The organism is Aliivibrio sp. EL58 (assembly GCF_900312675.1).
In the GTDB taxonomy this organism is placed as follows: Bacteria; Pseudomonadota; Gammaproteobacteria; order Enterobacterales; family Vibrionaceae; genus Aliivibrio.
Genome location: NZ_OMPC01000007.1, coordinates 36,266 through 50,890 on the forward strand (window position 1 = coordinate 36,266; position 14,625 = coordinate 50,890).

At 40.9% G+C, this 14,625-nt stretch carries 11 protein-coding genes; 1 reads left to right on the top strand and 10 read right to left on the bottom strand.

Annotation, left to right across the window (positions count from 1 at the left end; translation table 11 throughout):
* Nucleotides 1-4: 4 nt before the first annotated feature.
* From ED622_RS08765 to hutC, 6 genes are all read right to left on the bottom strand, one after another.
* The gene (locus ED622_RS08765) at nucleotides 5-1,321 is read right to left on the bottom strand and encodes an MATE family efflux transporter (protein ID WP_122033517.1); all 1,317 of its coding nucleotides are present in this window, start codon (nucleotides 1,319-1,321) and stop codon (nucleotides 5-7) included.
* A gap of 163 nt (nucleotides 1,322-1,484) precedes the next feature.
* On the bottom strand, nucleotides 1,485-3,017 hold the full coding sequence (gene hutH / locus ED622_RS08770) for a histidine ammonia-lyase (protein WP_122033518.1): 1,533 nt from the start codon (nucleotides 3,015-3,017) through the stop codon (nucleotides 1,485-1,487).
* Between the two features lie 102 nt (nucleotides 3,018-3,119).
* A complete protein-coding gene (gene hutU / locus ED622_RS08775; RefSeq protein ID WP_122033519.1) occupies nucleotides 3,120-4,808 on the bottom strand; it encodes a urocanate hydratase in 1,689 nt (562 codons plus the stop codon).
* A 42-nt stretch (nucleotides 4,809-4,850) separates the two neighbouring features.
* Nucleotides 4,851-5,882: a formimidoylglutamase gene (gene hutG / locus ED622_RS08780; RefSeq protein WP_122033520.1), complete on the bottom strand. Its 1,032-nt coding sequence runs from the start codon at nucleotides 5,880-5,882 to the stop codon at nucleotides 4,851-4,853.
* Nucleotides 5,872-7,113 (bottom strand): imidazolonepropionase, encoded by a 1,242-nt coding sequence (hutI, locus tag ED622_RS08785; protein ID WP_122033521.1) that lies wholly within the window; start codon nucleotides 7,111-7,113, stop codon nucleotides 5,872-5,874. The genes hutG and hutI overlap by 11 nt, the downstream gene beginning before the upstream one ends.
* A gap of 225 nt (nucleotides 7,114-7,338) precedes the next feature.
* Nucleotides 7,339-8,040 (bottom strand): histidine utilization repressor, encoded by a 702-nt coding sequence (gene hutC, locus ED622_RS08790; protein WP_122033522.1) that lies wholly within the window; start codon nucleotides 8,038-8,040, stop codon nucleotides 7,339-7,341.
* Between the two features lie 180 nt (nucleotides 8,041-8,220).
* On the opposite strand from hutC, the gene ED622_RS08795 reads away from it, so the two are divergent.
* Nucleotides 8,221-8,832: a class I SAM-dependent methyltransferase gene (locus ED622_RS08795; RefSeq protein ID WP_122033523.1), complete on the top strand. Its 612-nt coding sequence runs from the start codon at nucleotides 8,221-8,223 to the stop codon at nucleotides 8,830-8,832.
* Between the two features lie 99 nt (nucleotides 8,833-8,931).
* Here the strand turns inward: ED622_RS08795 and ED622_RS08800 are convergent, their stop codons facing one another.
* From ED622_RS08800 to mfd, 4 genes are all read right to left on the bottom strand, one after another.
* Complete coding sequence (locus tag ED622_RS08800; RefSeq protein ID WP_122033524.1) at nucleotides 8,932-9,405, bottom strand: FKBP-type peptidyl-prolyl cis-trans isomerase; 474 nt, start codon at nucleotides 9,403-9,405, stop codon at nucleotides 8,932-8,934.
* Between the two features lie 29 nt (nucleotides 9,406-9,434).
* The gene (locus ED622_RS08805) at nucleotides 9,435-10,058 is read right to left on the bottom strand and encodes a thiol:disulfide interchange protein DsbA/DsbL (protein ID WP_162922489.1); all 624 of its coding nucleotides are present in this window, start codon (nucleotides 10,056-10,058) and stop codon (nucleotides 9,435-9,437) included.
* Nucleotides 10,059-10,175: 117 nt separating this feature from the next.
* Nucleotides 10,176-11,069, bottom strand: a complete 894-nt coding sequence (locus ED622_RS08810) for a peptidoglycan binding protein CsiV (RefSeq protein WP_122033526.1) — start codon at nucleotides 11,067-11,069, stop codon at nucleotides 10,176-10,178.
* Nucleotides 11,070-11,158: 89 nt separating this feature from the next.
* On the bottom strand, nucleotides 11,159-14,614 hold the full coding sequence (mfd, locus tag ED622_RS08815; RefSeq protein WP_122033527.1) for a transcription-repair coupling factor: 3,456 nt from the start codon (nucleotides 14,612-14,614) through the stop codon (nucleotides 11,159-11,161).
* Nucleotides 14,615-14,625 lie beyond the last annotated feature (11 nt).

Consider the following 14,625-nt stretch of genomic DNA (forward strand, 5'->3'; position numbering starts at 1 on the left):
TCCCTTAATTTTGATTATCTGTTTGGATCTTACTAATGGCTTGATTATACATAACCCATGCCATGAACCCTGCGAAACTATTACCCACAAGTGCTCCCATAAAGATGCCATACAAGCCAAATAAATTTGAACCTATCCATATCATGGGTAAGAAACAGATAAATAGACGAAGAATTGAAATCACTAATGCGCGCATAGACACACCAAGAGCGTTGCAGGTTGACACCATTAACATGCAAATACCTAAAGAGCCAAGGCTGATAGGAACCCATAATAAATAATGGTAAATAACATCAATGACATTGCTATCGGTACTTAGCAGGCTTGCGAGTGGTTTGGCAATAATAAACAGAAGGATCGCAAGACCAATCTGCCAACAGAGAACAAATTTAGCCGCGATTTTGATTAGCTTTTGAATCTCGTCGAACTGTTTAGCCCCTAACATTCTCCCAACCATTGGCGGAATCGACATGGTAAGTGCAAGTACAACGACAATAGCAAAAAATTCGATACGAGAGGCCATCGCCCAACCGGCAACGGCAGCTGCTCCAAAACCGGCGATAATTTTCGTTGCCATCATAGAAGAGAGGGGTGGCAGAAGTTGGCTCATCATTGCTGGGGCCATTACTGCGTTTAGCTCTTTAATGGATTGCAGGATATTGAGATCGTGCCATGAAAAAGAGATCCAATGACGTTTAAAAATAGGGGGAAGAATGATACAAAAACCAATAGTGAACGAGACTATCGTCGCCCAAGCTGCACCGTTTAAGCCTAAGTTAAATTGAAAGATGAAAATAGGGTCAAGGATCATATTTAGGATACTGGTCGCCATCATCATTAAGCCCGGTAGTTTAGTATCACCGTTGGCACGACACACACTGTAAGCAAAATAGATCATAGCCCCTGCCCAGCAACTTGCTAACCATACTGGCCAATAACTATCGATTATGGGAAATACATTGGCTTCTGCGCCTAGTAGGCCAAGCAATAAACCTCGAGAGAACCAAATGAGCAGACACATGATGAATACCATTGCCGCGCCCAGCGAGAGAACTAATCCGGCAAGCTGCTTGGCTTTTTTTATTTGTTGAGCGCCTAATACTCGTGCGATTACAGCGGTTGTCGCAATGCCTAATCCAACTTGCAAACCAATAATGACCATCTGTAATGGCATGGTAAACCCTTGAGCAGCAAGAGGAAGTATGCCCAGTTGGCCGATAAAGGCACTATCAACTAATTGAAAGCTCATTAGAGAAAGAACACCAAACATCATTGGCCATGTCATTTGAAAAAGCTGTTTTGAGAGAGAAGGACTTGGCATGATTAAAAGGGTGCTCTAAAAGTATTGGTCGGCCATTGTACTGATTATAGAGCAAGACTCAAAGGCATGAGTGAGAATAGAGGAATACTTTATGTCATAGCCGCATTTTCTTAATCATGAATAAAGAAATTACGGCTATGTTTTTTGAGGGTTTTCTACGTTTTTAGATACTAGGAAGTAAGGACTCAGGCATTAGCGCATTGTATTTTGCTTCAAGTAATAAGGTATTTGCTTTAGCTATATCTGGCGCAAAGTAACGGTCTTTATCATAAAAATCGACACGTTCACGCAGCATGTTTTTGGCTTCTTCAATACGTTCTGAACTCTTATTTGGTGCTCTAAAGTCTAGACCTTGTGCAGATGCCAATAGTTCTACGGCTAATATACCACGCGTATTCTCTGCCATATCAGCTAAGCGACGGCCGGCAAAGGTAGCCATTGATACGTGATCTTCTTGATTTGCAGACGTCGGTAAGCTATCAACAGAGGCTGGATGAGCAAGACTTTTGTTTTCACTTGCCAATGCGGCAGCAGTAACTTGAGCAATCATAAAACCTGAATTTACACCGCCGTTATCAACTAAAAATGGAGGAAGTTTACTTAAACCGCTGTCGATAAGAAGCGCCATTCGACGCTCCGATAAACTGCCTATTTCAGCAATGGCGAGAGCAAGATTATCAGCGGCCATAGCAACAGGTTCTGCATGGAAATTACCACCAGAGATAATGTCACCATCATCAGCAAAGACTAAAGGATTATCTGACACTGAGTTGGCTTCTACTTCTAGTGTGTCTGCCGAATTTCTTATTTGCTGTAAGCAAGCGCCCATCACTTGGGGCTGGCAACGTAATGAATAGGGGTCTTGTACTCGTTCACAGCATTGATGAGAAAGACCGATCTCACTGTTTTGACCTAATAAATGACGATAACCTAAAGCGGCATCCATTTGACTACGATGGCCACGCACACGGTGAATTCGTGGATCAAACGGCTTACGGCTGCCAAGTGCGGCTTCTACAGACATGGCACCACATACGGTGGCTGCAGCATAAAGATCTTCAGCCGCAAATAAGCCTTCTAAAGCAAAGGCAGTAGAGGCCTGAGTTCCGTTGAGAAGTGCTAATCCTTCTTTTGGTGCGAGTGTTATTGGCTCTAATCCTGCTATTTCTAAGGCTTTTAGTCCTGAAATCACTTCGCCTTTATAACGAGCTTCCCCTTCGCCTAGTAAAACGGTACTCATGTGCGCTAAAGGAGCAAGATCACCAGAAGCACCCACAGATCCTTTTTTAGGAATGCACGGATAAACCTCTGAATTGACCAATTGTATTAATGCATTAACGACGGATGGGCGAATACCAGAATAACCACGTGAAAGACTGTTTACTTTAAGTACAATCATTAAGCGCACAGTGGCATCATTCATGAACTCACCGATGCCAGCAGCATGGGAGAGAACAATACTACGCTGTAGAGTTTCTAAATCTTCTTCAGCAATTCGAGTGTTTGCCAACAGACCAAAACCAGTGTTAATGCCATAGACGGTTTTATCTTCACGGATCACTTGAGCAACCACTTCGGCACTGGTCAGCATATCGGGCAATGCATCTGGACTTAATGATAGCTGAGTAGGATGGCGGCTAACTTCACGTAATTGTTTTAGAGATAACTTGCCTGGAATAATTTCTAATGAATACATAGTTCGTTTCTCGTTATGGTTGTGATACCAACTCGTGTCGCTAGGTTGGTATTCTTTATAATTATTTTTAAAATTGAAATGTAGAGTTTATGTCTGTTGGTTTTATTCTGGTAGCATAGGCAAATCCAAGCCTTGCTTCTTGGCGCAATTAATCGCGATGTCATAACCCGCATCCGCATGACGCATGACGCCGGTAGCAGGATCATTGTGAAGTACTCGACCAACACGCTCTGCCGCATCATCACTGCCATCACACACAATCACCATGCCTGAATGTTGAGAGAACCCCATACCCACACCACCGCCGTGATGCAGAGATACCCAAGTCGCGCCCGAAGCTGTATTTAATAGGGCATTTAATAGTGGCCAATCAGATACCGCGTCAGATCCATCCATCATGCCTTCGGTTTCACGGTTTGGACTGGCAACCGAGCCTGAATCAAGATGATCTCGACCAATGACAATCGGTGCTTTTAGTTCTCCATTTTTTACCATTTCATTAAAGGCTTTACCGAGACGTGCACGATCTTTTAAACCAACCCAACAAATTCGTGCAGGTAATCCTTGGAATTGAATACGTTCTCGCGCCATATCAAGCCAGTTGTGCAGATGTGGATTATCAGGAATGAGTTCTTTTACTTTTTGATCGGTTTTATAGATATCTTCTGGATCGCCAGAAAGGGCAGCCCAACGGAAAGGACCAATCCCTTCACAAAATAGCGGACGAATATAAGCAGGTACAAAACCCGGAAAATCAAAGGCATTAGCGATACCTTCTTCTAAGGCCATTTGACGAATATTATTACCGTAATCGACAGTTGCAGAGCCTGATTTTTGTAAATCCAGCATGGCTTGAACTTGAATTGCCATTGATTTTTTAGCCGCTGATACGACTACTGATTCATCTTCTAAACGCATTTCAACAGCATGTTCCATTGACCAACCTTGCGGAAGATAGCCGTTGAGAGGATCGTGTGCAGAGGTTTGATCGGTTGTTACATCAGGCACAATGCCGCGTTGAACAATTTCTGCATAAACATCAGCGGCATTTCCTAGTAAACCTACTGAGATTTGTGTTGCTGTCTGTTTTGCGTCTTCAATAATGGCAAGAGCTTCATCTAATGTGGTGGCTTTACGATCAACATAGCCAGTACGGAGACGATAATCGATACGCGACTCATCACATTCAACCGCAAGCATTGAAAAACCAGCCATCGTTGCGGCAAGAGGTTGTGCGCCACCCATACCTCCAAGTCCACCAGTAAGAACCCAGCGCCCTTGAGCCTTACCATCAAAATGTTGCTTTGCCATTGCAACAAAGGTTTCATAAGTCCCTTGAACGATGCCTTGAGATCCAATGTAGATCCAACTACCAGCCGTCATTTGACCGTACATCATCAAACCTTGCTTATCTAATTCGTTAAAGTGTTCCCAATTCGCCCAGTGAGGAACCAAGTTGGAATTGGCAATTAATACGCGTGGTGCATTAGTGTGAGTTTTAAACACACCAACAGGCTTTCCTGATTGCACCATTAAGGTTTCATCGTCTTCAAGGCGAGTCAGCACCTCTACAATTTTGTCGTAGCATTGCCAATTTCGTGCAGCACGACCAATACCACCATACACAACCAGAGCATGAGGGTGCTCTGCTACATCAGGATGTAAGTTATTCATTAACATACGAAGTGGGGCTTCGGTTAGCCAAGATTTCGCGGTGAGTGTTGTACCTGTTGGGGCAATAATAGTACGAGTCTCATCCAATCTAGGGTTAGATGGCGATGCATGTGTCATTGTTGCTCTCCTTGCGAGTTAATAGATCTAAAAATAAAAGCATTACGCTTTCATTCCATGAGTAATGGTCCAAGCGAGCCTTGCTGCTAAGCGTGCTGTTTGATTATCAATATCAAAATTAGGGTTAAATTCAGCCATATCAGCTAAGAGTAATTTAGACTTACCGTGATGATTTTTAGCCTTTAAAATATGACAGATTAGAGGCTCAATGATCTCAAGCGAAACCCCACGAACAGCAGGTGCGCTCACTCCGGGAGCCGTTGATGCAGGAAAAACATCGATATCTATCGTGAGATAAAGGTAGTCATTTTGGTCAATAAAATTGGATAAACCCCGTTGGATTGTCGGAAAATTAGCGTGCGTCATTTCTGTATCATCAAAATAAAGCACGCCCAGATCACCCGCTTTTTGGTAAAGAGCTTGAGTATTACTGCCTCGGTTTAATCCTAAGCAGGCGTAATTAAATGGCCACCCATTCGTTTTACAATATTGAGCGATTTGATGAAAAGGAGTGCCTGAGTTGCCAAGCTGCTGTTCTGATGAGACTTCAGATAAGTGTTCTTTTTGTGGTGGATTTCGTAGATCAAAATGTGCATCAAAGTTAATAATACCAATGCGTGGTGGCGTTTTTTGTTGGTTTGATTCAGCTATATTTTTTAAATGACGCGCAATGCCTTGAAAGGAACCCCACGCAATTTCATGACCGCCACCAAAAACAATCACTTGGTTGTGGTTAGCAAGGGCATGTTCAACATTATCACCAAGTTGATGCTGTGCTATTTCAAGTTCTGCATCATCACAGTAGACATCGCCCCCATCAAAAACGGCTTTATTATGATGCCAAGCTAAATTGGCTAAGGCGCGTCGAATGATTTGTGGAGCAGAATAAGCACCAATACGACCTTTGTTACGATAAACACCTTCATCACAAGCAAAACCAAGCAACATGATCCCGTCTGTGCTTGAACTCGTTGCTGCTGTAATTTTTTGATGCCAACGTAAACCGAGTTCACCATCTTCAAGATCAAGTCTGCCTGTCCAACTTGTCATGTCTATTAAGGTATTATTTTTCATAAGTGTCCTTACTATAAAAAACGTTACCATCAACCACCCGTGCAATAAGATCGGGAACGCCTAATCGATAGGAGAGTTCAGCAGGAGAGTCCAATTGCCAAAGTGCAAAATCAGCATCCATACCCACTTCAATCGTTCCGCGTGAGGCTTGCAATCCAAGAGCTTGAGCAGCATTGCAAGTTACGCCCCGTAAGGATTCTTCAGGTGTTAATTTAAATAAAGTGCAAGCCATATTCATCATGGTTCGAAGCGAAGCTATAGGTGACGTACCGGGGTTGAAATCAGTGGCAATGGCCATTGGAACTTGATGTTTACGCAGCAATTCAATCGGTGGGAGTTTGGTTTCTCGCAAGAAATAAAAGGCACCAGGTAAAAGAGTTGCTACGGTATTATTCTGTGCTAATGCTTTGACCCCATCTTCATCAAGGTATTCAATATGATCAACCGAAGAGGCGCCCATTGAAGCGGCTAATGCACTGCCGCCAAGATTCGATAACTGCTCAGTATGGCCTTTGATTTTTAGACCATGCTCTAATGCAGCATTGAATACCCGCTCACACTGCGTAATCGAAAACCCAATCCCTTCACAGAAGACATCAACATGATCCGCTAACTCTAATTTAGCAACGCGAGGAATAATGGTGTCACAAATTAAGCGAATGTAATCATCAGGACGATCTTTATATTCAGGAGGAATGGCATGAGCAGCAAGCAGAGTGGCAGAGACTTTTATATCTGGTAATTCAGCAATGCGTTTGGCTACTCTAAGCATTTTGATTTCATCATCAAGCGTTAAGCCATAGCCTGATTTAATCTCCACGGTAGTGACGCCGTCACGTTTTAAGCCTTCTAAGCGTTGCAATGCTGAATGGTAAAGCTCATCTTCTGTCGCTCCACGAGTGGCATAGACGGTAGATAAAATCCCGCCCCCTTGTTTAGCTATTTCTTCGTAAGGTACGCCTTGTAACCGTTGCTCAAATTCATTAGCTCGATTACCTGCGAAAACAAGGTGAGTGTGACAATCAATTAAACCGGGAGTGACTAAAGCATTCGCACAATCAGTGACATCAGGATGGCCATGTAAAATATCAGAGCAAGGTTTACCGACATATTCAATCTTGCCATTGGCCACGCCGATCATAACGTTTTCGATTACTCGATAGCCGTCATTTGTGTTGGGCGAATTAGCCTTTAATGTAACAAGATTCAGATTGGTAAAGACTCTGTCCATGGTAACAACCTCAATAGAGAGAATATGTATATACAAATAAATAGTCTTTTTTAACAGAAAGCACAAGATAGTATGTAATGAAATTGTGATCAAAAGAGCGATTATTAACCGCAAATAGATTAAAAATGAGAAATAAACAGAAGATAAATGAAAGAGTATTGAAGGGAGAAAGGTGTGTAATTAATGCTAAATTGAAAGTTAAGAACATACTTACTAGGTTTACTATTATACCTTGGTGCGAGAAGTCAGTTTATATTTATCCCCAGGGTGATACAAAAGAGCGACGCTGATAAGGTTGTCTTCACTCCAGGTTCGACGGTTAAGTAAAAGGCAAGGGATTGTATTATTTATTTCTAATAAATTTGAAATGTGAGGTGGCGGTATTATCGCCTCGACAGTATGTTCAATATCACTCAGAGGGCAAGTTCGTACAAGATATTCATTAGGTGTCTGTTGTTTAAAGTCTTGTTGTATATAGTCTGGTGCGAAAGCTGGATTAACCCAGCGCTCTTCTAATTGAATGGGAACATCATTTTCGTAATGAACAATTTGAGTAAAGTAGACTGCCGTTTCGTTACGAACTCCAATTTTTAGCGCAACATTATCTCTAGCAATAACTTCTTCTTTTTTGATCACTTTACTACTGTACTGATGACCTCGTTGACGTACCTCAACCGCGATATTGCGAATTTCCATTAAAGGTGATTCGGCTTTTTTATGGCAAACAAAGGTACCCAGGCGCGGTGTTCGTTTGAGTAGCCCATCAGATACTAACTCTTTGATAGCTTTATTTGCGGTCATGCGACTTACTGAAAATTCATCAGCCAGCTCTATTTCTGTAGGGACCTTATACCCGACAGGCCAAGTACGTGTTTGAATCTTTTCATTAAGATATTGCTTAATCTGTAGATAGCGTGGTTGTGACATAGGATTCACTTTTTAAATTGACTATACAAATAAAAGCAATTTTTAGTCTTAGTTGCAAGTAAATTAATCAATACAGTGCTATTTATACGGAGTAGCTAACGATAAGTAGATGAAAACTAGAATTATCAGGAGTACACTTCAAGCCGTATAATTCTAAGAATAAAATGGTAAAAACAACATATGCACTTATTAGATAGATTGAGTATTCGTCTTTATCATGATGAAAGACTGAAACAATATGCAGGTGATCATGCCAGATCATTAGGTTGGAATTCGACTGAATCTCAATTTTTACGTTTTAAAACTATAGCTAAAGCCGTTAATTTTGATGGTAAACGTGTATTGGATTTAGGTTGTGGTTATGGTGATTTTAAAACCTTTCTTGATATGAGTTGCACTGTAGAGTCTTATACTGGTGTTGATCAGCAGGGGAGTTTCATTAAACAAGCAAAAAAACATTTTGAGTATCAACATAATTGTGCGTTTATTAAAGGGGATTTTTCATCAACTAAGCTACCAATGGCAGATATTGTGGTGGCAAGTGGTTCTCTTAATTATCGAGCTCGTAACAAAACCTATCATGCAAAAGTAATTAGAACTATGTATGAGAAGGCAGAAGAGGCCGTTGTTTTTAATTTATTAAACCGCCATCATTTTAAAGAAACCAATTTACTAGAAGCACATGATCCGCAGCAGGTTCTTAGTTATTGTTTAAGTTTATGCCCAAATTGTGAATTGATAGATGACTATGCAGATGAAGATTTTACAATCGTGATGCGTAAATTAAATTAAACTAAGTTAAGTTTATCGACAGTTAGAAACAAAAAATGGCGGATCAAAGTGATTCGCCATTTTTATTATATGATATTGAAGCTTTACGCTGATAAATGATTATTTAAAATCTAATAGCTCAACTTCAAAAATCAGTACTGAACCAGGCTGAATAGAGCCTGCAGAACGGTTACCGTAAGCTAAATTGCTAGGAATAAAGAAACGCATCTTTTGACCAACTACCATCAGTTGAACACCTTCTGTCCAGCCTTTGATTACTTGACCTAAACCAAATTCAATCGGCTCACCGCGCTCAACTGAACTATCAAATACGTTACCATCGATAGTGGTACCGTGGTAATGAACTTTAACTTTGCTCTTCGCTGTAGGATGCTCAGTACCTGTACCTTCTTCAAGTACAAGATATTGAAGACCAGATGCAGTTGTTTGAACACCTTCTTTTGTGGCATTTTCAGCTAAAAATGCGTTTCCAATTTCAATGTTCTCTTTTGCTGCTTTTGGGTTATTTACAAAGTGCTGAAACAGCATATAACCAACAACGATAAGCGCAAGGGTAATGATAATTTTAGTCACGTTATTTCCTTATATTGGTATTAAATCAATTATTTTTCTAGTAGGTAACGAATAGTTTCAGCGATTTTCTTAGGATCATCATGACCACCAATTAATACGTTGTATTTACCGTTAACAACAAAAGTAGGAACAGAGCTAATACCTGATTGCTCAGAAAGCATCTTAGCATTATCTACTTTTTGAATAAGAATATCACGTTGCTCTTCATTAAAGTCGTAAGGGCTTGTTAAACCACGAGATGTGAACGCTTTTGCATAGGCTTCTTGTTGTTGAGTAAGCGTTGTACCTTCGCCCATTTGGGTTGCAGCAAATAAGTCTTCCATAAAGGCGTGATCAGGAGTGCCATCTACTTGCATTTCTGCAGCGTAGTAGAACATAGCAGCAACATGAGCTGATTGATTAAATGTGATGTGCATTTTATCAATATCAGTGCCTGCTTCTTGGCTGATCACAGGTAAAAAGTTTTCCATGTTACGGCAGTGACCACAAGATAGGGCAAAAACTTCAGTTACTGGTGCAATTGAATCTGTAGGTAATGTGGTAGAAAGCACTTCATATTGAACGCCTTCTTTTGGTTCGTTAGTATCGCCACATGCTGTTAAAAAAAGAGCTGAAGAAAGAACAAGTAACAATGGTTTGATAATGGATTTCATGTGAATTCTCATAGGTTATTATTTCGAGTGAAAATAGCATGATTTTAAAAAAGTAGAAATAAAATAGGACAACAATTGTTGTCCTATTTAGTAAAACTATGTAAAGAAATTACGATGTTATACTTTACGCACTTGGATGATCATGCCCATTAGTGGGTGATCAATATAGTGAGTTTCACCACTGCGCATTTTACGTCTTTCTTCCATGCGGTAAGATTTTAAAAACTCTTTAATTTCAGTTTCCGGAGTTACGTCTTCTAAATGGCCTAACTGAACATCCGCATTTGGATCTTCAATTGCTGTCGCTTCAGTCGATAGTTCTGCGGTTTCCGTGGTTGTTACCTCGTCAGAAGAAGTAGAGGTTGTTTCTGTAATAACGTCTTTTTCTTCTTTTGGTGTGCTGACGATAAACTCGTGTTGACCCGGAACTTTAAGATCTAAAATCGTATTTAGGTATAGGTAATGTTGAACGTAAACCTGCATTGTTCCATCTAACTCAAGAAGAGGGCCAGAAGATGGTGTTGTTGCTGTTGTATCTGCCTCAAGAGTTTCTGAGCCTTCAATAAGCGCAGGTTTTGGTGCGTCTAAAGGAACCAGTGATAAATCAGCGTTTGCATCTTCAATAGTTCGACCATCAGCAACAAAACGATCAGAGAAATCTTGTCCTGCTTGAATATGGAAAATAGGAGAACGAGATGAGCCGGAATCACCTTGGCGCCAAGCAACATGTACTAACGGCTTAAATCCAGCGTGATTTTGCAGTTTAGTATAAGCTTCATTTAACTTATAGTAGCCAGAAGGAAGTAGTGACGCACCATTACTATTCATCATCTTTTTATCGCGGTATGAGAAAGCACGATCTAAATTGATAGGCGCAAGAATATCAGGCCAAGATTCTTGATAAGAAGATGGCTCAACATTGCGTTTAAAAATGATGACTTCGACGTCAAATTGACGAGCAAAAGAAGGCCAGCTTGCCAGTAAAATTAACGCGTAAATTATTTTTTTCATTCAAACTCCAGTGAAATGGTTCTTTAAAGTCTTGGTTGTCCATAATCAAGACCAAAAATTAGTATTTTCTTATTATTTAAATCTAATAGTTAGATTCTATTTTCGTAAAACAATTTGAGCAAGTCCATTACGTATTTAATTCGCACTTGTCTCTCAGTTAAGTCTTTTATAAATTTAACCTTAGTTGGGCCATCTAGCGCAAAGCCTGTTGGATCTTTTTGTAATAATGACACAAGGAACATAGGGTTTATGTCAGCGGTAGGTTCAAATTCAATGTAACCACCATTTCCATGAGCCTCTAATTTCTTCACTTTTAATGAAGCCGCTAACATTTTAACTTCTGAGCTGACTAATAATGTTTGAGTCGCTTCTGGTAATGATCCAAAACGGTCAATGATTTCTACTTTTAGTTCATCTAATTCGCCATTGTCTGAAACACTCGCAATACGTTTGTAGAGCGACAAGCGAGTATTGACATCAGGGATGTAATCTTCAGGAATTAATGCTGGCAAACGAAGTTCGACTTCTGTTTGTTCTCGCAATAAATCATCTAACGATGGCTCTTTACCTTCTTTTAATGCTTCAACTGCTTGCTCAAGCATTTCCATGTAAAGGGTAAAGCCAACAGATTGAATTTGACCACTTTGCCCATCACCTAATAACTCACCGGCACCACGGATCTCTAAATCGTGAGTAGCAAGAGTAAAACCGGCACCTAAGTCTTCCAGTGAAGCTATCGCATCCAAACGTTTTCTTGCGTCTTTACTTAATGCTTTTGGATGTGGCGTCAGTAAATACGCATACGCTTGGTGGTGTGAGCGACCCACACGACCACGCAGTTGGTGTAATTGTGCTAAACCGAGTTTATCGGCGCGATCCATGATAATGGTGTTGGCAGTTGGAACATCAATACCGGTTTCAATGATCGTTGTACAAACAAGAACATTAAAACGCTGATGATAAAAGTCACCCATGATGCGTTCTAATTCACGTTCACGCATTTGACCATGAGCTAAGGTGACACGAGCTTCTGGGATCAGCTTTTCAATCTCTTCAGCGGCGTTCTGAATCGTTTCAACATTGTTATGCAGGACATACACTTGTCCACCACGTTTGATCTCACGAAGAATCGCTTCTTTGATCACGTCATCCGCTTTTTCACGCACAAATGTTTTAATCGCTAATCGACGAGCCGGTGGTGTTGCGATGATTGATAAATCGCGCATGCCACTCATTGCCATATTCAAGGTTCTTGGAATTGGCGTTGCGGTTAGCGTTAGAATATCTACGTCTGAACGCATCGCTTTTACTTTTTCTTTTTGACGGACACCAAAACGGTGCTCTTCATCCACAACCAGTAAGCCAAGATCTTCAAATTTAATGCTGTCTTGCAGTAATTTGTGAGTACCGATCAGAATATCTACTTTGCCTTCCGCTGTTGCCGCTAATATTTCTTTTTGTTCTTTGGCGGATTTAAAGCGAGACAAAACTTCCACTCGAATTGGGAAGTTAGCGAAACGATCTCGGAAATTCTCAAAATGCTGCTGAGCAAGTAGAGTGGTAGGAACTAATACTGCCACTTGTTTTTCGTTGTGTGTTGCTAAGAATGCTGCACGCATGGCAACTTCTGTTTTACCAAAACCTACATCACCACAAACGAGACGATCCATCGTTTTAGCTTGGCACATATCGGATAACACATCGTTAATGGCGATTTCTTGGTCATGCGTTTCTTCAAACGGGAAACTTGATCTAAAATCAGCATAAGCATCACGATCTTGTTTAAAAGCAAAGCCTGGTTTAATTGCTCGTTTAGCATAAACATCCAGTAACTCTGCTGCGACATCACGTACTTTTTCTGCTGCTTTACGACGTGCTTTGCTCCACGTATCACTGCCCAGTTTGCTGATAGGGGCAGTTTCATCGGCTCCTGCTGAATATCGACTGATCAGATTTAATGATGAAACAGGAACATACAGTTTGGTTTCATTGAGGTATTCCAACATCATATATTCCGCTGGCATATCACCAACGTCTAACGTTTGAAGCCCCATGTAACGGCCAATACCGTGATCAATGTGAACCACTGGCTGACCAATTTTTAATTCAGCGAGATTACGGATCAGTGTATTGCTGTTTATTGATTTGTTATCACCACGACGGCGACGTTGAATTACTCGCTCACCCAGTAAGTCACTTTCACAAATAAAAGCAACGCATGGGTTTTGAAGAATAAAGCCGTGTTCAGCCGAGCCAATCACTAACGTGGCTTTATTTTTATGTGCGACGGCATCTTTCATTGAATTACAAATCGCAGGCTTTAGCTTAATACGCGCTAATAATTCAAGAAGGGCTTCACGGCGACCTTCAGATTCAACTGAGAAAATAACCTGACCACTGAATTTCTCATAGAATTGACGAAATTGAGCGAAGGGTTCTTTGTTTTGATGCTGAATTGCAATTTCTGGCAACTCAAGTAAATCTGGATTAAAACGACCTGCTTTTTCTATTTCGGCTTCTTTAGATAATTTAACTCGTGGATATTGTTTGAATAAACCAAACATATCCGCCGTTTGAAGCCACAGCTCGTTTACAGGTAGAAGAGGGCGTAGTGGATCCACTCGACGTTGATCATAGCGGTACTCGGCATCGGCTAAGAAATCATTGGCTGCTTTTTCTATATCACCAATAGTAACCAGTAATGTGTTATCTGGTAGATAATCAAACAGAGTTTCAGTTTCATCAAAGAACAGCGGCTGCCAATATTCTATACCTGCAGGCCAAGCGCCTTTGCTGATCTGTTGGTAAACCGATTCTGGCTCACGACGAGCATCAAAACGTTGGCGCCAGCGAATACGGAAATCTTCAATCGCAACGTCATCAGTAGGGAACTCATGAGCAGGAAGTAGATTAATGGATTTTACTTCTTCAATGGTACGTTGGTTTTCTGGATCAAACTGACGAATGGTGTCAATTTCATCATCGAAAAAATCAATTCGGTAAGGGTGTGCATTACCCATTGGAAATAAATCTAGAATAGATCCACGACTTGCGTATTCACCGTGGCTCATGACTTGGTCAACGTGTAAATAACCGGATTTTTCTAGCTGTAATTTTAGCTTATCAAACGATAGACGATCACCGACGTTTACAACCAATGCGTGCTTGTGCAAGAAAGATTGTGGTGATTGACGTTGTAATAAGGTACTAACAGGAACGATTAGCGTGCCATCTTTTTGCTGAGGTAAGTGATATAGGCGCGATAAACGGTCAGAAATAATGTCCTGATGCGGAGAAAAACTGTCGTAAGGAAGGGTTTCCCAGTCAGGAAAAACCTCTACTGAATGTTGGCTAAATTGGTTAATTTCATTTTGTAAACGAAACGCCAATTGCGGCTCAGTAACCGCAACCACGACAGGACCAGTGTGTTGTTGCTCAATCTCTGCAATCGCAAGTGCTAGAGAAGAACCCGTAAGGTTACCAATTGAGCGTGTATCATTGGCTTTCGTTGGTAACGGTAATGACAGTAAGTTTTTTATAGGCATCAGGATATTCA